The 24,770-nt window shown below is 62.1% G+C and carries 24 protein-coding genes; 16 read left to right on the top strand and 8 right to left on the bottom strand.

Annotation, left to right across the window (positions count from 1 at the left end; translation table 11 throughout):
* Nucleotide 1 precedes the first annotated feature (1 nt).
* Nucleotides 2-823: a carbohydrate ABC transporter permease gene (locus GA0061101_RS23985; RefSeq protein ID WP_037197650.1), complete on the top strand. Its 822-nt coding sequence runs from the start codon at nt 2-4 to the stop codon at nt 821-823.
* 6 nt (nt 824-829) lie between these two features.
* Here GA0061101_RS23985 and GA0061101_RS23980 read toward each other — a convergent pair whose 3' ends face one another.
* Together GA0061101_RS23980 and GA0061101_RS23975 are read right to left on the bottom strand one after the other, a co-directional pair.
* Nucleotides 830-2,008, bottom strand: a complete 1,179-nt coding sequence (locus GA0061101_RS23980; RefSeq protein ID WP_037197648.1) for a M20 family metallopeptidase — start codon at nt 2,006-2,008, stop codon at nt 830-832.
* Between the two features lie 62 nt (nt 2,009-2,070).
* Nucleotides 2,071-2,883: an IclR family transcriptional regulator gene (locus GA0061101_RS23975; RefSeq protein WP_051963613.1), complete on the bottom strand. Its 813-nt coding sequence runs from the start codon at nt 2,881-2,883 to the stop codon at nt 2,071-2,073.
* A gap of 128 nt (nt 2,884-3,011) precedes the next feature.
* Between GA0061101_RS23975 and GA0061101_RS23970 the strand changes: the two genes are divergently transcribed.
* The 8 genes from GA0061101_RS23970 (at nt 3,012) to GA0061101_RS23935 (ending at nt 13,227) form a co-directional block, all read left to right on the top strand.
* Complete coding sequence (locus tag GA0061101_RS23970) at nt 3,012-4,088, top strand: succinylglutamate desuccinylase/aspartoacylase family protein (protein ID WP_092575214.1); 1,077 nt, start codon at nt 3,012-3,014, stop codon at nt 4,086-4,088.
* A complete protein-coding gene (locus GA0061101_RS23965) occupies nt 4,078-5,016 on the top strand; it encodes a threonine ammonia-lyase (protein ID WP_037197647.1) in 939 nt (312 codons plus the stop codon). The genes GA0061101_RS23970 and GA0061101_RS23965 overlap by 11 nt, the downstream gene beginning before the upstream one ends.
* A gap of 178 nt (nt 5,017-5,194) precedes the next feature.
* Entirely contained in the window at nt 5,195-6,214 is a 1,020-nt protein-coding gene (locus GA0061101_RS23960) for a sugar ABC transporter substrate-binding protein (protein WP_037197646.1), read from the top strand.
* Nucleotides 6,215-6,325: 111 nt separating this feature from the next.
* Complete coding sequence (locus GA0061101_RS23955) at nt 6,326-8,881, top strand: ATP-binding cassette domain-containing protein (RefSeq protein ID WP_051963627.1); 2,556 nt, start codon at nt 6,326-6,328, stop codon at nt 8,879-8,881.
* A 9-nt stretch (nt 8,882-8,890) separates the two neighbouring features.
* The gene (locus GA0061101_RS23950; protein WP_037197645.1) at nt 8,891-9,910 is read left to right on the top strand and encodes a Gfo/Idh/MocA family protein; all 1,020 of its coding nucleotides are present in this window, start codon (nt 8,891-8,893) and stop codon (nt 9,908-9,910) included.
* Nucleotides 9,911-9,920: 10 nt separating this feature from the next.
* Nucleotides 9,921-10,898: an ABC transporter permease gene (locus tag GA0061101_RS23945; protein WP_197072767.1), complete on the top strand. Its 978-nt coding sequence runs from the start codon at nt 9,921-9,923 to the stop codon at nt 10,896-10,898.
* Nucleotides 10,895-11,704: a creatininase family protein gene (locus tag GA0061101_RS23940; RefSeq protein WP_051963608.1), complete on the top strand. Its 810-nt coding sequence runs from the start codon at nt 10,895-10,897 to the stop codon at nt 11,702-11,704. The genes GA0061101_RS23945 and GA0061101_RS23940 overlap by 4 nt, the downstream gene beginning before the upstream one ends.
* On the top strand, nt 11,701-13,227 hold the full coding sequence (locus GA0061101_RS23935; protein ID WP_037197643.1) for an aldehyde dehydrogenase family protein: 1,527 nt from the start codon (nt 11,701-11,703) through the stop codon (nt 13,225-13,227). Before GA0061101_RS23940 ends, GA0061101_RS23935 begins: the two co-directional genes overlap by 4 nt.
* Nucleotides 13,228-13,326: 99 nt before the next feature.
* On the opposite strand, the gene GA0061101_RS23930 is transcribed toward GA0061101_RS23935, so the two are convergent.
* The 6 genes from GA0061101_RS23930 to GA0061101_RS23905 all read right to left on the bottom strand — a co-directional run bounded on the left by GA0061101_RS23930 (nt 13,327) and on the right by GA0061101_RS23905 (nt 19,156).
* Nucleotides 13,327-13,791 carry a RidA family protein gene (locus GA0061101_RS23930; RefSeq protein WP_051963622.1) on the bottom strand — a complete coding sequence of 155 codons (465 nt, stop codon included), beginning with the start codon at nt 13,789-13,791 and terminating at the stop codon, nt 13,327-13,329.
* A gap of 23 nt (nt 13,792-13,814) precedes the next feature.
* Entirely contained in the window at nt 13,815-15,380 is a 1,566-nt protein-coding gene (locus GA0061101_RS23925) for a GMC family oxidoreductase (protein ID WP_037197641.1), read from the bottom strand.
* Nucleotides 15,381-15,727: 347 nt separating this feature from the next.
* Nucleotides 15,728-16,711 carry a branched-chain amino acid ABC transporter permease gene (locus GA0061101_RS23920; protein ID WP_037197639.1) on the bottom strand — a complete coding sequence of 328 codons (984 nt, stop codon included), beginning with the start codon at nt 16,709-16,711 and terminating at the stop codon, nt 15,728-15,730.
* Complete coding sequence (locus GA0061101_RS23915) at nt 16,708-17,616, bottom strand: branched-chain amino acid ABC transporter permease (RefSeq protein WP_037197637.1); 909 nt, start codon at nt 17,614-17,616, stop codon at nt 16,708-16,710. The genes GA0061101_RS23920 and GA0061101_RS23915 overlap by 4 nt, the downstream gene beginning before the upstream one ends.
* Nucleotides 17,613-18,362: an ABC transporter ATP-binding protein gene (locus GA0061101_RS23910; RefSeq protein ID WP_092575212.1), complete on the bottom strand. Its 750-nt coding sequence runs from the start codon at nt 18,360-18,362 to the stop codon at nt 17,613-17,615. The genes GA0061101_RS23915 and GA0061101_RS23910 overlap by 4 nt, the downstream gene beginning before the upstream one ends.
* Nucleotides 18,359-19,156, bottom strand: coding sequence for an ABC transporter ATP-binding protein (locus GA0061101_RS23905; protein WP_037197634.1), 798 nt, complete (start codon nt 19,154-19,156; stop codon nt 18,359-18,361). Before GA0061101_RS23905 ends, GA0061101_RS23910 begins: the two co-directional genes overlap by 4 nt.
* A 121-nt stretch (nt 19,157-19,277) precedes the next feature.
* Here GA0061101_RS23905 and GA0061101_RS23900 point away from each other — a divergent pair, with 121 nt between their 5' ends.
* The 7 genes from GA0061101_RS23900 (at nt 19,278) to GA0061101_RS23870 (ending at nt 24,755) form a co-directional block, all read left to right on the top strand.
* Nucleotides 19,278-20,012 carry a GntR family transcriptional regulator gene (locus GA0061101_RS23900; protein WP_092575211.1) on the top strand — a complete coding sequence of 245 codons (735 nt, stop codon included), beginning with the start codon at nt 19,278-19,280 and terminating at the stop codon, nt 20,010-20,012.
* The gene (locus GA0061101_RS23895; protein WP_037197633.1) at nt 20,009-20,497 is read left to right on the top strand and encodes a DUF3830 family protein; all 489 of its coding nucleotides are present in this window, start codon (nt 20,009-20,011) and stop codon (nt 20,495-20,497) included. The genes GA0061101_RS23900 and GA0061101_RS23895 overlap by 4 nt, the downstream gene beginning before the upstream one ends.
* A 1-nt stretch (nt 20,498) precedes the next feature.
* Complete coding sequence (locus GA0061101_RS23890) at nt 20,499-20,852, top strand: TIGR04076 family protein (protein WP_037197632.1); 354 nt, start codon at nt 20,499-20,501, stop codon at nt 20,850-20,852.
* Between the two features lie 6 nt (nt 20,853-20,858).
* A complete protein-coding gene (locus GA0061101_RS23885) occupies nt 20,859-21,914 on the top strand; it encodes an aldo/keto reductase (protein WP_037197631.1) in 1,056 nt (351 codons plus the stop codon).
* On the top strand, nt 21,911-22,339 hold the full coding sequence (locus GA0061101_RS23880; protein WP_037197630.1) for a hypothetical protein: 429 nt from the start codon (nt 21,911-21,913) through the stop codon (nt 22,337-22,339). The genes GA0061101_RS23885 and GA0061101_RS23880 overlap by 4 nt, the downstream gene beginning before the upstream one ends.
* 52 nt (nt 22,340-22,391) lie before the next feature.
* A complete protein-coding gene (locus tag GA0061101_RS23875; protein ID WP_037197628.1) occupies nt 22,392-23,648 on the top strand; it encodes an ABC transporter substrate-binding protein in 1,257 nt (418 codons plus the stop codon).
* 66 nt (nt 23,649-23,714) lie between these two features.
* Entirely contained in the window at nt 23,715-24,755 is a 1,041-nt protein-coding gene (locus GA0061101_RS23870; RefSeq protein ID WP_037197626.1) for a proline racemase family protein, read from the top strand.
* The last annotated feature ends 15 nt before the right edge of the window (nt 24,756-24,770 follow it).

Below are 24,770 nucleotides of genomic sequence, written 5' to 3'. Positions count from 1 at the left end.
GATGCTTAAGTCGCTGCGCTGGATCGTCTATGGCCTCGTGGTTTTTGCCATGAACTTCCCCGTCCTCGTCACCCTTATCACCTCGTTCAAGACGACGCGCGAGATCGCCGGCAATCCCGGCCTATGGATCGAGCAACCGACCCTCGACAATTATCTGAAGGTGCTGACGGAAACCGAGCGCTTCAACATCTTCCTCTATCTCGCCAACAGCACCGCAGCTGCCCTCATCGGCACGACCCTTGCGATCCTGCTCGCCTTCCCTGCGGCCTATGTGATCGCGCGCAGCGAGACCGGCCAAAAGCTCTTGCTTCCGCTCGTCATCAACCTTCGCGCCGTTCCCCTGATCGTCTTCGCGATCCCGCTTTATATGATGTATCAATGGTTCGGCCTGCTCGACACGCAGATCGGCCTCGGCCTCATCTTCACGATCGTCAACATTCCACTGGCTCTGGTGATGCTGGTCAACGCGATATCAGACGTGCCGGTGGAGCTCGACGAGGCCGCGACCGTCGATGGAGCAAGCGTCTTCGACATCATGATCCGTATCATTCGCCCGGTGATCCGCCCGACGCTTGTAACCACCTTCATCTTCGGCTTCATCACCGCCTGGAACGAGTTTCTCTTCGGGCTGATGCTGACGACCAGCCGCGCCGTGCCTATGACCGTCGGCGCCTCCTTCTTCTTTGCCGCCAGCGGCGGCGGCGTGCAGTGGGGCATGGCATCGGCGGTCATGATCCTCGGAGCATTGCCGCCGGCGCTGCTCGGTATCGTGATGTATCGGCAGCTGTCCGGCTCGATGACGGCAGGTGCGGTCAAGGGCTAGGCGCGGCTAGAGCCCGCTTGCCAGCGAGACGAGGATATCGGCGCCCCGCGCGACCTCCTCCATGTCGACATGCTCATCGGCGGCGTGAGCCTGTTCGATCCGGCCGGGACCGAAGATCACGGTCGGCGTTCCCGCGCGCGTAAGCTTGGAGGCATCCGAGCCGAACGGCACGCCGATAGCCTCATGAGGCAGACCCGCCTTAGCGAGAACCGCCGACAGCTCCCGGACGATGCGCGCATCTCGCGAGACTTCCATCGACACGGAATCGACGAACGGAGCCTGCATAAGAATGTCGGCGCCGGCGGCATGACCCCGCGCAAAGGCGTTCACCACGTCAGCGATTTCCTGCCAGGCTTCATCACCGGTCTGATCAGGCAGGGTGCGGAAGTCGAAGGTCAAGGAAGCATGACCCGGCACGGTGTTTGCTCCTTCGCCCGCCTGCATCAGCGTGCAGGTCAGGCTGCGACGGCCAAGCAGCGGATGCGTTCGATCGGTCGCGCGCATGTAGCCACGGAGATGGTGCAGGAGATCGGCAGCAACGGCCAAGGCGTCGACGCTGTCCTCAGGCTTTGACGCGTGCCCTGCCCGCCCCCGCACATCGATGACCCAGCGAATGACACCTTTGCAGGCGCGGACGATGGCAAGGCTGGTCGGCTCGCCGGCAACGCCGAGATCATAGGGCTGGTGAGCACGCACATGGTGCTGAACGCCCCGAAAGGTCGTCTCTTCATCGATCGCGGCAACGAAGGTGAGATCGCAGCCGCAGCCGCGCCTTTTCAGCGCCCGCATAGCCAGCATGAACATGGCGAGGCATCCCTTGTCGTCGACGGAACCTCGGCCATAGAGCCTCGTGCCCTCGATGCGCGGCTGGAAGGGCGACGCCATGCCCTCCACCTGAACCGTATCGGTATGCCCTTCCCAGATCATCGCCGGCGCTCCTGGCCGGCCACGCAGATGGGCGACGACATTGGGGCGTCCAGGCAGGACCTCCTCCATCGCGACCTCGATCCCCTCGCGGCTCAACCAGTCGGCGATGAACGTGGCCAGCTTTGCCTCGCCGAACCAGCCCGCCGGCAAGCTCGGCTGAAGGAAGTCGGGATTGATGCTGGGGATCGACACCATGGCGCTCAACAGGCTCGCAACCTCTTGCGGTTCGATGCGATCATGTCCTGCAGCGGCACTCATCCGGTCGATCCTCTCTATGGCCTATCGCGTGATATCACCGACGCGACATGCCTCGACATGCATCAACCGCCAGCACCCATCTCCTTGGGCGAGCGCAGACGCGGCGAGAGCCGCGCGGAGATGCGGTCGCAGGCGGCTTGCAGGACGCTGAGCGTGGCGGCGTGGCGGCTTTCCCGCGTATGACGATTGATATAGGCGATGATAATCGACGCGATGGCATTGCCATCGGCATCGATGACGGGACAGCAAATGTCCGTAATGCCGACGAAGTCACGGCTGTTATGCAGCTCGTAGCCTCTTCGGCGTATGGCCGTCAGCTGCTTGTCCAGCGCCTTGCGGTCGATCGGTGCGGCTGAGCGCGCCTGGCATTCATCGATGATCCGTTTCGCCGTGGCGGGTGATTGGAAGGCAAGGATCACCTGGCCGGAGGTTGAATCCGTTGCGAGCCGACCGTAACCCAGCCTCAGCGTGAACGACATGTCCTCGCCGCCGGGCACGGCGGCGGTGACGACGGTCAGCCCGTGGCTGATGACGACGAGATGGGGCGACTGCTGGCTTTCCAGCGCGATCGTGGACAGCTCCGGCATCGCCGCCGTCATCAGGTCCTGGGTGCTCGGCGTATGCAGCCCGAGCTTGAAAAGCCGGTCCGTCAGCGAAAAGGCATCCGTCTCGGCATCGCGCTCTATGTATCCGCGTTCCTGCAGGGCAACGAGCATGCGAAAGATCTCATTCTTCGAACGGCCCAAGCCGTCGGCGATCGCCTTCATCGTCAGGGACGTGTCGGCCTCGGCAAGCAGTTCCAGGACTTCCAACCCCTTCGTCAGGGCTGGAGCCGAGTAGGAAAGCTTGCCGCCCTCATTGGAACCATTGCTCATGAATCGAATCCTCCATGGGTCACCAACCATAGGAACTGCAGTAGCGCTTGTCATTCGTTTCATATTCAAACTTGACACCATATATAAAACCGCCATGATACCTCCAGCAAGATAGATGAGCGGACGCCATGACAAATTTCAGTGTGGTAAAATCGGGCGCTTCGGAGCGAAAGCCGCTGACACCGCGTCGCAACAGCATCTTCACCTCAGTCGATCTCGATCGCTCCGGCAAGCAGATCGGCTATTTCTGCGTGCCGCAATCGCCGCATGACGATGCCTGGGGTGTCGTTCAGGTGCCGATCGCCGTCGTCAAGAACGGTACCGGGCCGACGGTGCTGATCGAAGCGGGCAACCATGGCGATGAATATGAAGGGCCGATCGCGCTCGGCGAATTGCTGCGCGAAATCGATCCCGCCGACGTGGCCGGACGCATCATCGCGATCCCGGCCATCAACGTGCGTGCCGTCGAGGCCGGCCAGCGGACATCGCCCATCGACGGGCTCAATTTCAACCGCAGTTTTCCCGGCGATTTCAACGGCACGCTGACAAGCCAGATTGCCGCCTATGTCAACGATTGTCTGTTTCCCATCGCGGACTATTTCCTTGATCTCCACTCCGGCGGATCGTCGCTGATGATCCTCCCAAGCGCCATCATCGAGCCGTCTCCGACGACGGAGGGGCATCGGCGCAACATAAGGGCCACCCTCGCCTTCGGCGCACCGACCGTCGTCATGATCGACAATCTCGGCGACACCCGTACGTCGACTGCGGCAGCCAACCAGCAGGGCCTGATCGTCATCGGCAGCGAGATGGCCGGCGGCGGCCTCGTCAGCCAGGAAGCGCTCACCATCTGCCGACGTGGCATCCGCAATATCCTCAAGCATGCGGGCGTGCTGAAAGGCGCGCCGGATGTACCGGCCGGCGCCAATGCGCGGGTACTGAAGGTGCCGGGCACGGAGGGCTACGTACTTTCCGAGGACGACGGCGTGTTCGAGCCGATCAGCGAGCTCGGCACCGCCGTCAAGAAGGGCGAGATCGCGGGCCGGATCCATTTCCTGCGCTCGCCGGCCCGGGAACCCGTCATCCTCCATCATCCGATCGATGGTATCGTTTTCGCCAAGCGCCAGCCCGGCCGGGTCCGCCCCGGCAATTGCTGTTTCGTGCTTGCCAACGAATATCCGGAGGCGTTGAGCAATGAGCTATGAGGATATCAAGGCCGCCGCCCTTCGCATCGCCCCCTTCGTACGCCGCACGCCGACGATCAAGCTCGAGCATTGCGCCGGCTTCGATCTGCGCAACGATTTCCACCTGAAGCTCGAATGCCTGCAGGTGAGCGGCTCCTTCAAGATTCGCGGCGCGGCAAATCGCGTAAGGTCGCTGCCGCCTGAGCGAATTCAGCGGGGCCTCGTGGCGGCCTCCGGCGGCAATCATGGTCTCGCCACCGCCTACATGGCGCATCAGTCCGGCGTTCCGGCAACGATCTTTCTGCCGAGCAATGCCAGTCCCATCAAGGAAGAGAAGCTTCGTCGCTGGGGCGCGGAGGTTCGCCGTGCCGGCAACGTATGGGACGAGGCACAGGAGGCCGCACTTGCCTTTGCCGAACGGCAAGGCGCATTCTGCATGCATCCCTTTGCGGACGAGGCCATCGTTTCAGGCCAGGGAACGGTGGCTTTGGAGATGGTGGAACAATTGCCCGAGGCCGATCTCTACATCGTCGCAATCGGCGGTGGCGGCCTGATCGCCGGTATGTCCCAGGTCATCAAGACGGTCAATCCGAAGGCGCGGATCATCGGCGTCGAGCCTGTCGGCTCGCCAACGCTGCGCGCCTGCTTCGATGCCGGCCGGGTCGTGCGTCTTGCCGAGGTCACCACCAGGGTCGCAACGATGGCCTGCGGCCGCACAGACGAGGGCATCTACGAGATCGCACGGCGCAATGTCGATGATATCGTTCTGGTCGACGACGATGCCATGCAACGTGCCGCTGCACTGCTATGGTTCGAGTTCGGTATCGCTGCGGATTTGAGCGGCGCTGCCTCATTGGCCGCCGTCATGTCGGGAGCCCTCGTGCCGCCACCCGGAGCCCGCATCGCCGGCCTCGTCTGCGGCTCGGGAGTCGATGGCTTTAACGCGTAAAGGTTGAATAATTCTAGCACATTTAGAAAGTGCTGTATAAGAATGAGCGCAAAGCGCCATAGTCGCCGACAGGACGCGTCACTGGGGACGAATGCCTGATCGGCGGAATGTGAAGAAGAGGCGAGACAATCGCCCGCCATGATCACGAAAAGCCTTCAAGGCAGAGGAGAACAGAAACATGCGCGCACTTCTGAAAGCATCCGTCGCCCTGCTCGCGCTTGCGCTTGCAACACCATCGATCGCCAAGGACAAGGTTCTTGGCCTGGCAGCGATCGACCTGCAAAACTCGTTCTTCGTCCGCATGAAGGAAGCCGGCGATGTCGCCAGCAAGGACTATGGCGTAAAGGCCACCTGGCAGAGCGCCGAGGGCAGCCTGGAAAAGCAGGTAGGCATTATCGAGAATTTCGTCAACCAGGGCGTCAGCGCCATTCTGATCGACCCGATCGACAAGAATGCTGTCGTTCCTGCCATCAAGAAGGCGCTGGCTGCCGGCATCCCGGTCATCACCATGGGCAACAAGGTCGAGGCCGGCGGCAACTATTCGACGCTCTATCCCGACTATGACAATATGTCGATGGTCGCCCGTGCCGTCGGCACGTCGCTCGGCGGCGAGGGCGAAGTCGCCTTGCTTGTCGGCTCTCGCGGCAACTTCGTTTCAGATACGCGCGAGAAGGGCTTCGTCGAAACGATGAAGAAGGAGTTTCCGAAGATCAAGATCGTCGGCATCGAGCCGACCGGATGGGATGCCGCCAAGGCAACCAACGCCGCGCAGACATGGCTGACGACCTATCCGGATCTTAAAGCCATCGCATGCATTTCCGACAGCCTTTGCCTTGCCGCCGATTCCGTTGCCAGCTCGATGAACATCAACCTGATCTATGGCGGCTATGACGGCGATGCCGAGATGAAGGATCTGATCGACAACGGCAAGATGGTCATGGATGTGCTCACCGGCGCCTATCGCGTCGGCTATTGGAACATTGCGGTCGCCGCACGTCTTGCCAACGGCGAGAAAATGCCGAACGATCTCTTTATGCCGACTTATTTCGTGACCTCGGACGCGACAGCGGAAAAACTGAAGAAGGCCGGCCTCAATTTCGAGCATATCAACACCGACAAGGAAGCGGTGGAAGCCAAGAACTATACGGAGCAGCTTGGACCGAAGGTTCCGACCTCGGCAATGACCGTCGGGAAATAAGTCCGACGCAGGGCTGCCGGTACGCATCCGTACCGGCGGTCCCCACTCCATGAACATCCTGAATCCTCGCCCCTCCGGGCGATGCGCATCGTGTTCGAGAGGCGGCCGACCATGCTTCAAAACCGGATTTCATCCCTGCTCCGCCGCAACGAGCCGGTGCTGGTGATCGTTCTTGCCATTGCCGTCGTCGTCTTCGGCTGGATCGACCCGCGGTTCCTGACGGCGGGCAACTTCGTGAGCATCGCCCAGCAGAGCGCCGTCATCGCACTCATCGCCTTCGCCATGACGGCCGTTATCATTGCCCGCGGCATCGATATCTCCGTCGGCAGCACGCTGGCGTTTTCCGGTGTGGCCGCCGGTCTCGTCTATGCAGCGACCGGCTCGGCTGCGGCGACACTCCTGACCGCGATCCTGGCCGGCTCCGTCATAGGCCTGCTGAACGGCGTGTTGATCGGCTTTGCCGGCATCTCTCCCTTCATTGCAACGCTCGCGACCATGGCCTTCGCACGCGGGCTTTCGCTCAGCCTTTCGGGCGCATCGAGCATCGCGATCGACAATCCCATCGTTCTCTATGCCGGGCGCGAAAGCCTCGGTCCCATTCCAGCTGCCATCATCGTCGCAGCCGTTTGCCTGCTTGCCTGGTGGTTCGTCCTTGCCCGCACCGTCTATGGCCGCTGGATCTATGCCGTCGGCGGCAATGCCGATGCGGCGCGGGCCTCCATGGTGCCGGTCGGCCTTGTGCGCATCTCGGTTTATCTCATCGCCGGAGCCACCGCCGGGCTCGGCGCCATCCTGACGATCGGCCGTCTCGGCTCGGCCCAGCCGCTGGCCGGCACCGGCCTCGAATTCACCGCCATCACGGCAGCGATCGTCGGCGGCACCAAGCTTTCAGGCGGGCAAGGCTCCATCTGGGGCACCGCGATCGGGGCATTGCTTCTCGGCGTGATCAATACCGGGCTTTCCTTTCTCCAGGTGCCGCAGATCGTCATCTACTACATCACCGGCGCCCTTATTCTCGTTGCGGTGCTGGCCAGCCAGCCGGAGAGCATCACTGCATTCGTCAAAAGCGGCCGGCGCAAAAGCCAGGCGACAAAGGCCGCTCCGCCTCAGAATGGCGCGGCGAAAGCGCCGGCGGGTCGGCGCATAGAGCTGCGCGCCCTCGGCAAGTCATTCCCCGGCGTCAAGGCATTGGACGGCGTTTCATTCGCTATATCGTCGGGCGAGGTCGTAGCGCTCGCCGGCGAGAACGGTGCTGGCAAATCGACGCTGGTAAAGTGCATTTCCGGCGTCTACCGGCCCGATGAAGGCGATATCGCCATCGACGGTCGTCTGGTCGATTTTCATGCACCGAGCGATGCCGAGGGCATCAGCGTTATCCATCAGCATTTCAGCCTTTCGCCCGATCTGACGGTCGCCGAGAACCTCTTCGTCGGCCGCGAGCCGCATACGCGCCTCGGCCTGCTGGACCGTGGCCGCATGCGGCGCGAAGCCGCCGCGATCATGCGGGAGCTGTCGCTCGATATCGACATCGATGCCGAACTGCGGACCCTCTCCGTTGGCCGCCAGCAGATGGTGGAGATCGCCCGCGCCGTCCTGTCCGACGCCTGGCTCTTCATCATGGACGAGCCGACGAGCGCGCTTTCCAATCGCGAGCGGGATCATCTCTATGAGCTTATCGCCAAGCTCAGGCAACGCGGAGCGGGAATTCTCTACATCTCGCACAAGATGGAGGAAATCTTCAGCCAGTGCGACCGCGTGGTCGTGTTGCGCGACGGCAAGTTCATCGGCGAACGGCAGACGCGGCTGACCAACGAAGCGGAGATCGTCTCGATGATGGTCGGCCGCGATCTCGGCGACATCTTCCCCTATCTAAAGGCCGATATTCGCGAAAAAGCGGTGGAGGTGCTGGATGCCTCGAACGGCAAGCTGCTGAAATCCGCCTCGCTCTGCGTCCATCGCGGCGAGATCGTTGCGATTGCCGGACTGATGGGCAGCGGCCGTTCGGAAGTGCTGCGGTTGATCGCCGGTCTAGAAACGCTGCACGGCGGGTCCATCGAGATCTTTGGCAAGGGGCAATCCGGCGGCGACATCAAGGCGGCGAACCGCGCCGGCATCGTCTATATCCCGGAGGACCGGCACCTCGAAGGCTTTGTTGGCACCATGTCCATCCGCGACAACCTTTCGCTCGCCTGGATACGCGGCAATAGCCGCTTCGGCCTGCTGTCGCCGCGCCGGATCAGCCGCTTGGCGGGCGAATTGATTGCCTCCCTCGGTGTGCGGCCGGCACAGCCGGACAAGCGGACAATCGAGCTTTCCGGCGGCAACCAGCAGAAGGTCGTCATCGGCAAATGGCTGGCGACGAAGCCGCAGATCATCCTGCTCGACGAGCCGACGCGCGGCGTTGACGTCGGCGCCAAGTCCGAGCTGCACCACCTTATCGCCGAGCTGAAACGGCAGGGCGCCGCCATCCTGATGGTATCGAGTGAATTGCCCGAAGTGCTCGGCGTCGCCGACCGCATCATTGTCATGCGCGAGGGGCGTTCGGTCGGCGAACTCGGGCGCGGCGCCAGCGAAGAGGACGTGATGGCGCTCGCCTTCAGCGAAACTATTCAGCCCCCGAATATCAATCCGAATGACGCCCAGAGCGCACCGCAACACGTTGCGTGAGGAGGTTTTATGAGCAGACTGCGCATAGCGATCGTCGGCGCTGGCTTCATGGGACGTCTGCATGCTCGCGTGGTGGCCGATAGCGACCTTGCCGAGGTTTCCGCCATCATCGATCCGAATGTCGAACTCGGCCGACAGGCAGCGGATGAATTCGGTGTTCCTCATTTCGCAGATGTGGCGTCCGCGCTCAGCGCCGGCGCGGCGGATGCCTATATCGTCGCCGCACCCGACCGGCTGCATGAGGCCGTCACCTGCGAACTCCTCGAGGCAAGCAAACCAGTCCTTCTCGAAAAGCCGATGGCCCATACGCTCGACGCGGCCAAGACCATTGCAAGAACGGCGAAGAGAAGCGGCGCGCGCCTGCTCGTCGCCCATATTCTTCGCTTCGATCCCCGCTATTGCGAGGCAGCAGTTGCCGTGCGTGAAGGCCGCATCGGCCAGCCGATCCATGCCAGCAGCGGCCGTTTCACCAAGCGCGACGTCGGCCAGCGGATGAACGGCAAGTCGAGCGTCTGTTTCTATCTGGGCATTCATGACATCGACATGCTGCAATGGATCAGCGGCGCCGACGTCACCTCGGTTTACTCGCGCGCAGTCTCCAAGCTCATGCCCTCGCTCGGCATCGCTTCGGAGGACGCGATTTTCTCGACGGTCGAAATGTCGAACGGCATGAGCGGCCAGCTCTATTTCGGCTGGACGCTGCCGGATACCGCTCCGACCGGCATATGGGCGCGCACCGAAGTCGTCGGCACCGATGGCCTGATCGATCTCGATGTCCGCGACCATGGTCTGCGGCTGCTATCGCGCGGCTCCTGGTCTTTGCCTGATAGCCAGCACTGGCCGACGACGAACGGACATATCGTCGGCGATCTCTACGAGGAAGTCAGGCATTTCATTTCGGCGGTCCGATTCGAAAAACCCTTCGTCATGCCGGTCGAGGATGCCTTGAGGGCTGTTGCCGTCAATGACGCCATCCTGCGCAGCGTCGACACCGGCAAGCGCGAAGCGGTGGAAGACTGGCACATTTGAGGCGGGACAGATGATGACAACGACAAACAATCTGCGGCTGAGGCGTATCCTCGATCTTTCACCGGTCATCCTGCTCGCAGTGCTGCTGGCGGTCTTCTCGGCCGCTGATCCGCGCGTGATCTCGACGCAGAGCCTGATCAATATCGTGTCGCAGGCAACACCGGTTGCGGTGCTCGCCCTTGGCGCGCTGATTGTGCTCTTGACCGCCGGCATCGATCTGTCGGCCGGCGTAGGCGTTGCCTTCTGCGCCGTGCTGATCGCGACCTTGATCGATTCCGGGCTCGGCCTGCCTGCTGCCCTGGTGATCGCGCTGGTCGTCATGCTCCTCGTCGGATTGGTGAATGGCCTCGTCATCGCGCTGCTGAGAATCCCGCCCTTCGTGACGACGCTTGCCACCATGGTGGCGCTGCAGGGCGCGACGCTCGGCGTCGCCTCCAAGGGCGTGCTGGTATTGCGTGAGCCGGCCTTGAAGTTCATCGGCATCGAACGCACCCTCGGCATACCGAACGTCATCTTCGCAACGCTCGCCATCATCCTCGTCGCCGCCGTGCTGATGCGCCGCAGCGCCTTCGGGCTAAGAACCTACGCCCTCGGCTCCGATGCCGCGGCGGCAGAACTGGCCGGCATCCCGGTCACGCGACACTTTATCCTCGTCTACTGCGCATCCGGCCTTTTCGTGTTTCTGACGGCTTTCATCATGATCAGCCGGGTTCCCGTCGTCACGCCGAATATCGGCGGAACATCACTGCTGCTGGATGCGATCGCAGCGGCCGTTCTTGGCGGCACCAGCATCTTCGGCGGCCGCGGCACGGTCTGGGGCGCCGTGGTCGGCGCGCTGATCGTCAGCCTTTTGACGACGGCCCTGCGCATCTTCGGTACTGACCCATCGAGCCTGGAGCTCTACAAGGGCGCCATCATCATCGCCGCGCTTCTTGCCGACGCCGCCATGACACACGCGAAGGCTCGCCTCGTGGAGGCTTCACGATGACCTCCTCTCGTGACGATGCCACCATCAAGCACACAACCGGCTTTGCCTTCATGACCTCGCCGGACGCGAAGGCGCTGAGCAAAAGCGGACGGAAACGACAGGTCGCAATATTGCCTGTCGGCGCCGTCGAACAGCACGGCCCGCATCTGCCACTCGGCGTCGATATCTGGCTTGCCCATGCCGTCGCGCTCGCTACGGCTGAAGGCGAAGAGGGTATGCGCGTCTGCGAGCCTTTGGCCTATGGCTCCTCCCATCATCATCGCGCTTTCGCGGGAACGATGAGTCTCAGCCCCGACACATTCATCGCCGTTCTGGTCGATCTCTGCACCTGCCTTTCCGAGGACGGCTTTCTCCCCGTCATCCTCAACGGCCATGGCGGCAACCGCGCTGCCATGCAGGTGGCGATCACCAAGCTCGGGCAGCGCGGCATCACGTCAGCCGGCTTCTCTTATTTCGACCTTATCGCCGACATAGCGGCCGAGGTCCTGCCCGATGCGGCCGGCGGCACCGGCCATGCCTGTGCGCTCGAAACCTCCCTGATGATGCATGTCGTGCCGGCAAGCGTCCGCGAACCGTTGATTCCGGAGGGCACGACACCGCCCTCCTGGCCGGATCCGCATCTGTTTGCCGGCTCTGCCGTTACCGTGTGGAGGCCGTTCGAAACCATCCGGGACAATGGCGTCATCGGCACACCATCGGAAGCATCCCGGCAAGCCGGAGAAACGCTGTTTGCCGCCGCCGTCGAGCGTAGCCGCGCCACGATCCTCAGAATCCAAAAGGACTACGGTCAAAGGAGGCCTTCATGACATTCCATTTCAAATCCTCGATCGACGGTCCGCACCTGCGCGGCATGCCGATCGTCAGCGAGACGGAATCGGGCGCGCGCGTCGGCAAGAACCGGATCGGTTCGGAATGGGTTGCCGGCAGCACCGGCACCTTTCTTGCGGTCGACAGTCCGGCAACGGGCGAGAGACTGGGATATCTGGCGCTGTCGACCCGCGCCGATGTCGGGCGCGCGGTGGCAGCCGCAGAGGCCGCGCGCGAAACCATGCGCAAGATGGGCGTCTTTGCGCGCGCGGCCCTTTGCATGAAGATCGCCGACGAAATCGATCGCCGCGCCGAGGAACTCGCCCGGCTTCTGTGCCTTGAACAGGGCAAGCCTTTCCACGCCGAGGCCAAAGGCGAGATTGCCGCAGCAGCCCTCGGCTTCCGCAATGCTGCCGAGCAGATCAAATGGCTGGAAACGGCTGCCTTCCCGGTCGCAGACGCCAACAAGCGCGCCTTCAGCTTCCTGCAGCCGAAGGGCGTCTTCGCCATCATCACGCCATGGAACTTCCCCGCCGCCCTGCCCTGCCTCTATTATCTCGGCCCGGCCGTCGCGACCGGCAATAGCGTCGTCTGGGTTCCGGCGCCGACGACGTCGCTGATCGCTGTAGCGCTGATGGAATGCATGATCGAGGCCGATGTGCCTGATGGTGTCATAAACCTCGTTCTCGGCGATGGCGCGGAAGTTGGCGATGAGGCCGTCATCCACCCGGGCATACATGCCATCGGCTTCACCGGTAGCTCGGCCACAGGCGCGACAATCGCTCGCCGTGGCGCCGGCAAGCCGCTGCTGCTCGAGATGGGCGGCAATGGTCCGACCATCGTGCTTGCCGACGCCGATATCGACATGGCGGCGGCCGAGATCGGCGCGGGGTGCTTTGCCAATGCAGGGCAGATTTGCACCGCGACCGAGCGGGTTCTCGTGCATAGATCCGTGCATGATCGCTTCGTGGATGGGCTGATGAACGCGGCCGGCAAGGTGCGCATGGGCGATCCCTTCGACCCGTCGACAACGATGGGGCCGCTCAACAATGCGGCATCGCTCGACAAGATGCTGAGCCATATGGCCGATGCGCATGCTCATCAGGCACGCGTCGTGACCGGCGGTGGCATAGCCGTGGGATTGCCGACCAACCTCTATTTCGAGCCGACAGTCGTGACCGGACTGACACGCGAGAGCCTTTTGAACACCGAGGAATCCTTCGGCCCGGTCGCCCCGGTGCTGACGTTCGATACGGATGAGGAGGCTTTGGAGCTCGCGGCCTCCAGCCCATACGGCCTGTCGGCGGCAGTATTCACCAACACGATCAAGAGGGCCTTCTTCTTTACCGAAAGCCTTCGCGTCGGCATCGTCAACGTTAATGAGAAAAGCTGCTATTGGGAGCCGCATATTCCCGCCGGCGGCGCAGCCGGAACGCGGAGCGGGCTTGGCCGCACAGGCGGCCGGCACACACTCATGGAAATGTGCGATCTGAAGACGATGACGATCGATATTTCGCGATAAGCAGGAATGCTGCCGGCCCGGCAACACGCCGGGCCGCAATAAAAAAATGGCCTTCGCACACAGAGCAAACGAAGGCCAGTTGGGGAAAACAGTCAAAAATCAGTCGCGCGGCAGCACGCGCAGGATAGCCTCGATCTCCACGGTGATGCCGTTCGGCAGGGATCCCATGCCGACGGCGGAACGAGCGTGACGGCCCGCCTCACCCAGCACTTCGATGAGCAGATCCGATGCTCCATTGATCACCTTCGGATGATCGGCAAACTCGGGAACCGCATTGACCATACCGAGCAGCTTGATCACCTCGACACGGTTGAGATCGCCGACGGCATCGTGGATGACGCCGAGCAATTGCAGGCCGACGAGGCGCGCATGCTGATAGGCTTCCTCCAAGCTCACATCCTTGCCGACCTTGCCGACGCACCAGGACCCGTCAGGGCGTTGCGGCCCCTGCCCGGCGAGATAGAGCATCTCACCGCACAACTTGGCCGGAATATAATTGCCCGCCGCTTTCGGCGTCTTCGGCAGCGTGAGCCCCAGGGCACTCAGCCGTTCGTAAGCATCCATCGCCATGCGTCCGCCCTCCGCTTTCAATGGACAGCCCCTCGCAGGCTGTCAGCCATCTTCTCGCCTATCATGATGGTGGTGAGATTGGTGTTGGCCTGGCAGTCGAGCGGCATGATCGACGCATCGATGACGCGCAGACCTTCGAAGCCGTTGACGCGGCATTCCGGATCGACGACGCCGGCGCCGGCACGCCCCATGCTGCAGCCACCGATACCATGCTGTGCATCGGAAGATTGCGTCAGCAGGAAATCCTCCACCGCTACATCGCTGGCAGTGTCGAGCCAGGAGAGCGGCAGATCGGAATCACCCAGCAATATGCCTTCGGTGATGGCCTGGATCGGCGCCTGCGCTGCCATCCTGCCGAGATGGCGGTAACCGGCGCGCATGCGCGCCAGATCGAGCGGATGGGACAGCATGTTCTCCTCGACGACGGGCTGATCGAGCGGATTGACCGAGCGGAGGCTGACCGAGCCGCGGCTCTTGGCCTCCATGAGGATCAGATTGATCATTGCCTCGCCGAATTGGGCGCTGTCGGATTCGACGCCGATACCACCGTGGTTCATCGACACGAAGAGAATATCGTCGCGTTGCGCGCCTGGAAGACCCGAGCTCATGCGCACGCAGCAATTGGTATGGCGCGCGTTGACATCGGTCGCCTTAAACTCGCTCTTCAGCTTCAGTTCGATGCGGCAGTAGGGATGATCGAAGAAATTCTCGCCGACCGGCAAGTCAGCGACAACCTCGACGCCGCGTTTTCTAAGCAATGTCGCCGGGCCGATGCCGGAGCGCTGCAGAATGACGGGCGAGTGAATGGAACCGGCCGAGAGAATGACGAGCGGCGCAAGGAATGTCTTCGCCTGACCATTGACGATGGCGCTCACCCCCGTCGCCCTGCGGCCATCAAGAATGACCTTGTCGACGGTCGTCGAGCCGACGATCGTCAGGTTGGCACGGCCGCGCGCCGGCTCCAGATAGGCATCATTGACCGAAACGCGTTTGCCATTGCGGCTATTGATCGGATAGCAGCACACGCCTTCGGCTTCAGGGTCATTCAGGTCATCGTTCCAGCTATGGCCGAGAGCCAGCGCACTGTCGCGCATCGCCCTATCGACATTGCCCCATGTATCGACAGGCGCGCGATAAATCGGTGTCGGCCCGCCGCGACCATGGTAGTCCGCATCGATAGGATCGTCCTCGAGCCGGTTGAAGAATGGAAGCACATCGGTACCGGACCATCCGTTACAGCCGATATCGGCCCAACGGTCGAAGGCATGGAGCAGGCCGCGAATGGCAATCTGACCGTTGACGGCGGTCGAGCCGCCCATGCCCTTGCCGCGCCAATAGACGCGATGCGGCTGCCTTTTCGTCCGGCGCGCCATCAAATCCGGATACATGTAGGCTTCCTGGAAGCGGCGCGGCAAAAGGAGGTTGAACGGGTTCGGACTTTCCATTTCGGCTGGCTGTCCGCTGCTGCGATAGTCGGGGCCGGCCTCCAGCAACAACACCTTCTTGCTTAGGTCTTCCGTCAACCGGCCGGCAAGCACTGCGCCCGCGGCTCCGGCACCGACAATGATGACATCATAAGGCATGCGGTCATTCCCCGTTCTATTTGTGTGATATTTCGCCTGCGCGACGTACTCCCCATTGCAGCCGGCCATAAGGACACCGGCGCATCAAGATCATCACATTTCGGTTTATATGTAAATGAAATTTTGTATATGAAACCATGTACTTTCTCGTCGATTCTCGCCGAAAATCACACGTGCGCGGCAGCGACATCAACCGACCATTTTAGGGTCCATCAGCTCACGACGCTGGATTGCCTCTGCAATGCCGATGCTATCAAGGATTGGCAAAGCCTGCATCTGTCATGTCGGCAATATCGTCGAAACCAACAGGCGGCGCGGATTTGCTCAGCGCCCGCCTTCCGCGTACGTCAGGACACACCGCTTTCATCTGCAGCAAGCGAAGGCTGTTGCGCGGCTGCACGCCGCCGCCGCGGCATATCACCGAAGAGCCCGCCTGGACGCACCAACAGGATGACGCAGAGCATCACGCCGATCGCCACGATCTGCAGGGACGCTGCGCGAGCCTGCTGTTCCGGCGAGACGAGCGCGCTCGTCAGCGCGCCAGACCCTGCCCAGATCGCCCAGACAAGAATGCTGCCGACAACGGCGCCTTTGTTGCTGCCCGAGCCGCCGACGATCAGCATCACCCAGACCTGGAAGGTCAGGATCGGAACGTAATTGTCCGGCGCGATGAAGCCGACGAAATGCGCCTGTAGGGCCCCCGCAAGCCCCATGATGGCTCCGCCAACGGCAAAGGCCTGCACGCGATAAAAGCGCGCGCTCTTGCCGAGAGAAACGGCGGCACGTTCATCTTCGCGGAGCGCCTTCAGCACGCGTCCCCAAGGGCTGTGCGACAGATGCTCGAGAGCCAGGTAGACGACCAGCATCACGATCGCCACGACGCCAAGATTGGCAAAATTGAAGAGCAATGGCGTTTCGGCAAGGCTTGCGAAGGGACGCGGGATGAAGCCGATGCCGAAGGGGCCGCCCGTCAGGCTTTGTGCGTTCAACGCCACGAGCTGGACGACGACAGCAACGCCGAAGGTGGTGATCGCAAGATAGTCCGACTTCAGCCGCAGCGTGGCGACCCCGATGATAGCAGCAGCCAGACCGGCAACGATCATCCCGCCGAGCCAACCGACAGCGATCGGCAGATCGAACCCGCCGAAGCGACCGGCGGCGTCCGGAGTGGTCAGAAGCGCCGACGTATAGGCTCCGATGGCGACAAAGCCGGCAAGGCCGACGTTGAAGAGACCGGTCAGACCCCATTGCAGGTTCAGTCCGAGGGTAATGAAGGAAAAGATCAGCGCCGTCGTCAGGAAGAAGGCGCCATAGCCAAGAATGTCCATCATCGCTCCTTCACTCCGAAAAGGCCAATCGGCCGGATGAACAGCACCGCCATCAGGATGATGAAGGAGACGGCGGCGCGCCATTCGGCGCCGATAAGCTGCACCGCACCGGCCTCGGCAAGGCCGATGATCAGGCCGCCGAGAACAGCGCCCGGCACGCTGCCGATGCCGCCGAGAATGGCGGCTGCGAACATCGGCAGCAGCATGTCGAAACCCATCAGCGGACGGATCTGCACGAGAATGCCGATCATGACGCCGGCAACGCAGGCAAGACCGCCGCCAATCAGCCAGGTGACGCGAACGACCTTGGCGACATCGATGCCGACGACGCGGGCAAGCGCCGGGTTCTGGCTGAGCGCCTGCATGGAGCGGCCGGTCTGCGTCTTCGTGATCAGCAGATGCACGCCGAGAACCAGCAAAGCCGTGACGATCAGAAGCACGATCTGGTCGGGCGTGATGCGAATGCCTAAACCGACAGGCATGGCGATCTGGATGGCACGGCTGAAATAGGTCGGCCGCGAGGTGAAGAGGAATTCGAGCAAGCTGCGCAAGGCCATGGAGGCGCCGAAGCTTGCCATGACGACAATGATCGACTGCCCCTTGGAGCGAAGCCTGGAAAACAGGACCTTATCCAGCGCCAGAGCGAGAAGTCCGGTAAAGCCCATGGCAATTATTACCGCAACGATCAGCGGCCAGCCGAAGGAAAGTGGTCCGATCGGCGCGACCTTGCCGAAGATAGCGCCAATGGCGCTGACAACGGCAAGGGTCGCATAGGTGCCCCAGGCCATAAAATCGCCGTGGGCGAAATTGGAAAAGCGCAGGATCGAGTAGGTCAGTGTCACGCCGATGGCACCAAGGCCGATCATCGAGCCTGTCAGCAGACCATCGACGATGAATTGCAGGTTCATGCCGCACCTCCTGCTTTAGAGACGGTTGGGCGTTGGCCGAGATAGAGCTCGGCGACGACGGGGTCGTTCCACAGCTCGGACGCCACCCCTTCATGCCTGTCCTTGCCTTCGACGAGGACATAGGCGCGGTTGCCGATCGAAAGGGCGGCCTTCGCATTCTGTTCGACGAGGAGAATGGTGACGCCCGACTTGCGGATATCAGTCAGCATCTCGAAGACCATCGAAACGAATTTGGGCGAGAGACCTGCCGATGGCTCGTCGAGTACGAGCAGCTTTGGGCGCACGATGAGGGCACGCGCGACGGCCAGCATCTGCCGCTGACCGCCCGAGAGATTGCCGGCTGCGATGCGGCGATGACGGGCCAAATCCGGGAAGGTTGCGTACATTTCCTCGATACGAACAGGCACCTCTTTCGCCTTCAAGATGCCGCCAGCGACCCTCAGATTGTCATCCACCGACATCAGTGGGAAGACATTTTCCGTCTGCGGCACGAAAGCGAGACCGAGCCGCACCATATTGTGAGCAGGCGCGCTCGTTATATCATTGCCAGAGAGTTCCACTTTGCCGCTTTCGATCGGCACCAGGCCGGCAATCGCCTTGATGAAGCTCGACTTGCCGGCGCCATTGGGGCCGAGGACGACGACGATCTCCTTTTCAGCGACCGTGATGGAGGCGCCGCGTACGATCGGTACGCCCGGCTCGTAGCCGGCGACGAGATCGCGAACGATGAGGACAGGCTCGCTCATGCCGCGCCTCCGAGATAGGCTTCGATGACGCGCGGATCGCGGGCGACCTCGTCCGGCGTGCCCTCGCAAAGAAGCTGGCCGCTCGCCATGACGAGCACGCGGTGGCAAAGGCGCGTGACCATATCGATATTGTGCTCGATCAGAAGAAAAGTGACGCCGCGTTGGTTGATGTCGCGGATGCGGTCGATGATGGTCTCCAGGAGGGTCGCATTGACGCCGGCGGCCGGTTCGTCAAGCAGGATGAGCGCGGGATCGGCCATCATGATGCGGGCAAGCTCCAGAAGCTTGCGCTGACCACCCGAAAGCACCCTGGCCGGCTCATGCGTCAACCGCGTCAGGTGGACGAGGTCGAGCAGTTCCATGGCCTTCGCCTGAGCCGCCTTTTCCTCCGCTGCAACTTTCCAGGGACGCAGGAAATTCGACAGCAGGCGCTCGCCGGCCTGACCCTGCGCCGCCAGCATGACATTGTCGAGCAGGCTCAAATTGGGGAAAGGGCGCGGAATTTGGAACGTCCTGCCGAGGCCACGGCCTATGCGGCGATGCGCGGGCTCGCCTGCGACCGGCGCACCGTTCAAAATGATCTCGCCGCTGCTCGGGGCAACGCTGCCGGCCAGCAGATCGAACATCGTCGTCTTGCCGGCGCCGTTCGGACCAATCAAGCCGAGAATCTCGCCTTGCCGCACATGGAATGAAACGTCGTTGACTGCGGTGACGCCGCCGAAACGTCGCACCACATTCTTGGCCGTCAGAACAGGCCGGGCTTCCTCCCCATGCCGTTCAGTTGTCGTACTCATGAGATCCCTCTGGCCGGAAGCCGGTCGTTGCCGCTCCCTGATTATTTGATTTGTGATCACACTTGCATTGATCACGCTAATCAGCTTTAATCCACTCCGCAAGCCAAAAAAGGGACTTCGAATGCAAAAGGCCACCGCCGAAAAGAGCGATCCGATTGCCGCACAGCTTGCGCCCGTTGGCCGCGAGACCGTCCAGGACCGCGTCTATTCCGAGTTGCGCCGCGCGCTGATCGGCGGGTTGTTCGAGCCCAGCCAGGTACTGACGATCCGGGGGCTCGCCGATGCGCTGATGACCAGCACCATGCCGGTACGTGAAGCTCTCGGCCGGTTGATCACCGAAAAGGCGCTGGAAGCCCTTCCCAACCGTTCGGTGCGTGTACCGCCGATCACGCTCGAGCGCATGGATGACCTGTTGCGCGCCCGCATCCTGATCGAGGGCGAGGCCATTGCGTTGGCCGCAACCCGCATGACCCCGCACCTGATCTCCACCATCGAGAGCATGCTCAGCGAATGGGATGAGATGCGCGCGCTGAAGCACAAGAAGGACGTCGACCGCGAGGTGACGCTCAATCAGGCCTTCCACTTCGAAATCTACCGCGCCTGCGGCTCGGCCGTCTTGATCCCGATGATCGAGAGCCTGTGGCTGCAGTCGGGCCCGTGCATCCGCGTCGCCATCTATGCCTTTTCGGAGGCGGGCGAGGTCGATACCGCTCATTATCACCGCACGATCGTTAAGGCGATGGCTGCACAGAACGCCAGGGAAGCACGCGAAGCGCTGGTCGCCGATATCAGCCGCCCCTTCGTGTTCCTGCGCAACAAGCTGGAAGCCGATTCCAAGAAGGGCATACCCGCATGAGCCAACGCGCCATCAAGATTTCCGAACCGCGCTCCAGCCTGAGCGTTTTCGCACCGATGCTCGACGCCAAAGCGCCCGACAACGCAGCCTTTATCTGGGATTATCTCAGTGAAGCGCGCATCGTTGCCGGCATTCACGCCATGTGGACCGGCCCGGAGATCTCCTGCCCGATCCCGCCCGCACACCTGACGGGCGCCTCCTATGCCGCAGCCCTGCCAGCCGAGAATGCGACGCTGACGCCGCAGCCCGGCGACATCGTGCTGAGCTATGTGCCGCCGCGCATGTGGGGCGGCAATCCCGACGCAATCTTCGACATCGGCCTATTCTACGGACAGGGCGCTCGTCTGCTTTTCCCGATCGGCTGGCTTGCCGGCAGCGTCGTCGCACAGGTCAGGCCCGAGGAGCGCGAGCAGTTCGCCGCGGCCTGCGGCATCATCCGCCGCAACGGCGCCTGCGACGTCACCTTCGAGCGCGCGGAGATCTGAGATGGCAGCCGAAGCCGACGACAGTTTCGAGCTCTTCGACCTCAGGATCGAGGCGGTCGTTCCCGAAGGCAAGCCGATCTATTGCGGCGCCAAACCTGGCGATTATTTCGAGTTGAAGGGCGAGATGCTGTCGCTGCCGCCGGGTCAGGGCTTCTCGATCTACTCGATCTCCGCCGTGTTGCCGCTGCTCGCGGCCAAGCAGCGGCCGACCCACAAGAATGACTGGATGACCTCGGACGCGGAAATCGCCTGCCCCGACCCGAATTGCGCGAGCCGGCTGCGGATCGTCAGAACAGGTAAGCGGCGATTCAGCCATGCCGACACGACGGCCGAGCCGTTGCCTGAAGGAGAATGATCGTAAATGAGTGCCAAGACGTTCGAACTGAGCCCCGGATATTCTATCTCGCGCGTCATCCGCGGCGGCTGGCAGCTGGCCGGAGGACATGGCGCCGTCGATCGCTCCCAAGCCGTCACCGACCTGATCGCCGCCTTCGACGTCGGGATCCGCACCTATGATTGCGCCGACATCTATACCGGGGTCGAGGAGCTGATCGGCGAGGCCCGCGAGCGGCTTCGCAATGAACGTGGCGCAGAAGCGGCAAGAGCCATGAACGTCCATACCAAGCTCGTGCCGGATCTGGAGAAGCTTGCCACGATCAGCCGCGACTATATCCGCGGTATCGTCGACAAATCCTTGCGCAAGCTCAAGACCGAGCAGCTCGATCTCGTGCAGTTCCACTGGTGGGATTATGCACTGCCCGGCTATCTCGACGCGCTCGGCTGGCTCGATGAGGCACGTCGTGAAGGTAAGGTGCGGAATGTCGGCACGACGAATTTCGACACCCCGCATATCGCCGAAATCCTTGAGGCCGGCATCCCCCTGGTCAGCCAGCAGCTGCAATATTCGGTTCTCGACCAGCGACCTCTCAACGGCCTGTCGCAGCTGGCGGCCGAAAAGAACGTGAAATTCCTTTGCTACGGCTCGGTGGCGGGCGGCTTCCTCAGCGACAAATGGCTGGGCCAATCCGAACCCGACATGCCGCTCGAGAACCGGTCACTGGTCAAATACAAGCTGATCATCGACGATTTCGGCGGCTGGGATCTGTTCCAGTCGCTGCTCCGCACGCTGAAGACGATCGGCGGCCGTTATGACGTCGATATCGCCACGATTGCCAGCGCCTGGGTGCTGGAGCAGCCGCAAGTGGCCGCAGTCATCGTCGGCGCCCGCAATCAGGCACACGCGCTTGCCAACGCGAAAATCATGGACATCGCGCTTGACGACGAAGACCGCAGGCAGATCGCTGCGATTATTAGCCAAAGCCGAGGACCTGAAGGCGACGTCTACATGCTGGAGCGGGATCGCAACGGCAGGCACGGTTCGATCATGCACTACAACCTGAATGCGGGGAAGATATGAGCCAGGAATCGCCGCTCTTTCAGAAGGCCCGTGCAGAGGTCCTTGCCTTCCATCGCTTCTTCGAGGAGTGGTATGATGCAGCGACCGCCGATAGCGTCGACTTTGCCCGTTGCGATCGCACTTTTGGCCAGTCCTTCCATATGATCCCGCCGACCGGGCGCCTGTTCAACCGCGCGGAGACCATCGAACTGATCCGCGCAAATCGCGCGACCTATCGCGGCGACTTTACCATCGAAATCACCGATATCAGCGCCGGCTTCGAGACGGCGGATACGATCGTTCTGACCTATGTGGAAGCGCAGTGGCGCGCCGGCAAGCATAGCCGGCGCCAGGCAAGCGCTCTCTTCACCGCAAGTTCATCGGCACCCAACGGCGTCGAATGGCAGCATCTGCATGAAACCTGGCTGCAGATGCCGGACAACTGACAGGTTCGCAAAAACCGCAATGAAAATCGTTGACCGAACAAGGGGAACAAAGATGAAAAAGACGATATTTCAAATCACGACGGCCCTGGCTCTTCTGGCTGCGGCCAGTGCTGCCAATGCTGCCGACTGCAAGGTAACCGTCGGCCTGGTGATGGAACTCACCGGCCCGGCCGGCGAATACGGCCAGGCTGGCGCAAAATCCGTCGAGATGGCCTTCCGCGACATCAATGCCGCCGGCGGCGTGCATGGCTGCGATCTGGTGACGGATACGCGCGACAGCCAGAGCCAGGGCAATGTCGCCGTCGACGCGGCGACGCAGCTCGTGCAGGTCAAGAAGGTGCCAGCCATCATCGGCGGCATTATATCTTCCGTGACCATCCCGATCCTGACCTCGGTGACCGCGCCTGCCAAGATCGTACAGGTATCGCCCGCCGCCTCCTCGCCGACGCTGACGGCACTCGGCCGCGACGGCAAGACCAACGGCATCTTCTTCCGCACCATCACCTCGGATTCACTGCAGGGCATCGCCGCCGCCAAATATGCCATCGACAAGGGCTTCAAGAAGCTGGCGATCATCCACGTTAACAGCGACTTCGGCGTCAACATGGTCGCGGAATTCTCCAAGGCCTATAAGGCGCTCGGCGGTACGATCGTCTCCACCACGCCCTACAATGAGAAGCAGTCGAGCTACGCGTCGGAAGTCACCGCCGGCATGGCCGGCAGCCCTGATGGACTCTATCTGGTCAGCACGCCTGTTGATGGCGCAACGATCGCCCGCACCTGGATCTCCCAGGGTGGCCCGCAGAAATTCCTGCTCAATGACGGCATGAACAGCCCGGACTTCATCGATTCCGTCGGCGCCGACTATCTGAAGGATGCCTATGGCACGTCCTCGGGCACGACACCGACGCCGTCGACCGACTATTTCAACAAGAACTACAAGGATTTCTCGGGCATCGAACCCTCCAATCCGGCCGCCGACCGCGCCTATGATGCCGGCGCCATCGTCGGACTTGCCCTCGCGATCACCGGCGACGACACGTCCAAGCTCAAGGATGCCATGTTCAAGGTCGTCGATCCGAAGGGAACGCCGATCTACGCCGGCAAGGAGGAATTCACCAAGGGCCTCGGCCTCATCAAGGATGGCAAGCCGATCCGCTACGAAGGCGTCATCGGACCGGTCTCCTTCGATCAGTATGGTGATATCACCGGTCCCTTCCGCCTTTGGAAGATCGTTGACGGCAAGGTGACGACCGACAGCCAAATGACGATGGAGGACGTCTCGGCGCTCAAGGACAAGATCAAGTAAGCCGGCGAAAGGTCATCGGCAAAACTGCGAGGTGCTCCAACCGGGCGCCTCGCCTGGAGAAAACCCTTGAGCAATCCCCTACAGCGGCTGACATGTCGGGACAGCTACCAACGCGTGCTCGACGTCGTCGATTCCCATACCTGCGGCCAGCCGACACGCGTGATCCTTGCCGGACATGGGCTGGAAGCAGGCATGTCGCCGCTGGTGGCGCGCGACATGCTCCGCGATGAGCGGGATTGGGTCAGGACCGTCTCGGTCATGGAACCGCGCGGGCATCGCTCGATGTTCTCGGTCGCGCTGATCCATCCGGATCGGCCCGGGGGCGAATTCGGCGTTGTCTTCATGGATGCCGCCGCCTATCCGGACATGTGCGGGCATGCGACGATAGGGACAGCAACGACATTGCTTGAGCTCGGCCTCGTGCAGGCTCCGACACCAGACTTTACCGGCATGTTTGAATTCGGCCTGCAAACGCCGGGCGGGCGGGTTCCCCTACGCGCCCGGTTGGAAACAGGCCGATGCAAATCGGTCGCCTTTGTCTTCGAGGGGGCTTATTTTCTGAAGGCGGTCGATCTCAACCTTCCCGACATCGGCGCGGTCGCGGTCGATCTCGCCTATGCCGGACAATGGTACGCTTTCCTGCCGGTCTCGGCCGCGCGGACGACCATCGATGTCGCAAAGATCAAGGCGCTCATCGCGGCGGCATCCGTCGTCAGAGCCGCCCTTGCCGAGCGACTTCCCGACCCGGATGGACGGGCAGAACCGATTATCGGCAATATCGTCTGGACAGATGCGCCGAACCATCCGCAGGCCCAGCATCGCAACGTGCCGATTTCGGCGGCCGGCTCCTTCGACCGCTCGCCGTGCGGCACGGCCACCTGCGCCCGCATGGCGACGCTGGTCGCCAAGGGCGAACTCGGCTTTGGCGAGCGCTTCGTCAAGGAAGGCCTCGTCGGAACGATCTATCACGGTGTCGCAAGGCCCGACTCCGCAAAAGCGGAGCAGCCGACCATAGTGGCAGAGGTGGAGGGTACCGCCTGGATCACCGCAGCAAGCACCCTTCTTGTCGATCCGAGCGATCCGCTCGGCAACGGCTATCTAGCGTAGACTTTGGAAGAACGC

It is taken from the genome of Martinezella lusitana (assembly GCF_900094565.1).
GTDB classification, from domain to species: Bacteria; Pseudomonadota; Alphaproteobacteria; order Rhizobiales; family Rhizobiaceae; genus Rhizobium; species Rhizobium lusitanum.
The sequence above is the reverse complement of the archived record's forward strand: the minus strand, read 5'-3'. Positions and strand labels throughout refer to the sequence as shown.

Excerpts from the sequence above, each read along its gene's own strand:
- GA0061101_RS23945 (WP_197072767.1), top strand. The coding sequence starts at position 9,921 with ATGATGACAACGACAAACAATCTGCGGCTGAGGCGTATCCTCGATCTT.
- GA0061101_RS23875 (WP_037197628.1), top strand. The coding sequence starts at position 22,392 with ATGAAAAAGACGATATTTCAAATCACGACGGCCCTGGCTCTTCTGGCT.
- GA0061101_RS23925 (WP_037197641.1), bottom strand. The coding sequence starts at position 15,380 with ATGCCTTATGATGTCATCATTGTCGGTGCCGGAGCCGCGGGCGCAGTG.
- GA0061101_RS23935 (WP_037197643.1), top strand. The coding sequence starts at position 11,701 with ATGACATTCCATTTCAAATCCTCGATCGACGGTCCGCACCTGCGCGGC.
- GA0061101_RS23920 (WP_037197639.1), bottom strand. The coding sequence starts at position 16,711 with ATGATGGACATTCTTGGCTATGGCGCCTTCTTCCTGACGACGGCGCTG.
- GA0061101_RS23965 (WP_037197647.1), top strand. The coding sequence starts at position 4,078 with ATGAGCTATGAGGATATCAAGGCCGCCGCCCTTCGCATCGCCCCCTTC.
- GA0061101_RS23895 (WP_037197633.1), top strand. The coding sequence starts at position 20,009 with ATGAGCCAACGCGCCATCAAGATTTCCGAACCGCGCTCCAGCCTGAGC.
- GA0061101_RS23890 (WP_037197632.1), top strand. The coding sequence starts at position 20,499 with ATGGCAGCCGAAGCCGACGACAGTTTCGAGCTCTTCGACCTCAGGATC.
- GA0061101_RS23955 (WP_051963627.1), top strand. The coding sequence starts at position 6,326 with ATGCTTCAAAACCGGATTTCATCCCTGCTCCGCCGCAACGAGCCGGTG.
- GA0061101_RS23960 (WP_037197646.1), top strand. The coding sequence starts at position 5,195 with ATGCGCGCACTTCTGAAAGCATCCGTCGCCCTGCTCGCGCTTGCGCTT.
- GA0061101_RS23900 (WP_092575211.1), top strand. The coding sequence starts at position 19,278 with ATGCAAAAGGCCACCGCCGAAAAGAGCGATCCGATTGCCGCACAGCTT.
- GA0061101_RS23885 (WP_037197631.1), top strand. The coding sequence starts at position 20,859 with ATGAGTGCCAAGACGTTCGAACTGAGCCCCGGATATTCTATCTCGCGC.
- GA0061101_RS23970 (WP_092575214.1), top strand. The coding sequence starts at position 3,012 with ATGACAAATTTCAGTGTGGTAAAATCGGGCGCTTCGGAGCGAAAGCCG.
- GA0061101_RS23985 (WP_037197650.1), top strand. The coding sequence starts at position 2 with ATGCTTAAGTCGCTGCGCTGGATCGTCTATGGCCTCGTGGTTTTTGCC.
- GA0061101_RS23915 (WP_037197637.1), bottom strand. The coding sequence starts at position 17,616 with ATGAACCTGCAATTCATCGTCGATGGTCTGCTGACAGGCTCGATGATC.
- GA0061101_RS23930 (WP_051963622.1), bottom strand. The coding sequence starts at position 13,791 with ATGGATGCTTACGAACGGCTGAGTGCCCTGGGGCTCACGCTGCCGAAG.
- GA0061101_RS23975 (WP_051963613.1), bottom strand. The coding sequence starts at position 2,883 with ATGAGCAATGGTTCCAATGAGGGCGGCAAGCTTTCCTACTCGGCTCCA.
- GA0061101_RS23880 (WP_037197630.1), top strand. The coding sequence starts at position 21,911 with ATGAGCCAGGAATCGCCGCTCTTTCAGAAGGCCCGTGCAGAGGTCCTT.
- GA0061101_RS23940 (WP_051963608.1), top strand. The coding sequence starts at position 10,895 with ATGACCTCCTCTCGTGACGATGCCACCATCAAGCACACAACCGGCTTT.
- GA0061101_RS23980 (WP_037197648.1), bottom strand. The coding sequence starts at position 2,008 with ATGAGTGCCGCTGCAGGACATGATCGCATCGAACCGCAAGAGGTTGCG.
- GA0061101_RS23950 (WP_037197645.1), top strand. The coding sequence starts at position 8,891 with ATGAGCAGACTGCGCATAGCGATCGTCGGCGCTGGCTTCATGGGACGT.
- GA0061101_RS23905 (WP_037197634.1), bottom strand. The coding sequence starts at position 19,156 with ATGAGTACGACAACTGAACGGCATGGGGAGGAAGCCCGGCCTGTTCTG.
- GA0061101_RS23910 (WP_092575212.1), bottom strand. The coding sequence starts at position 18,362 with ATGAGCGAGCCTGTCCTCATCGTTCGCGATCTCGTCGCCGGCTACGAG.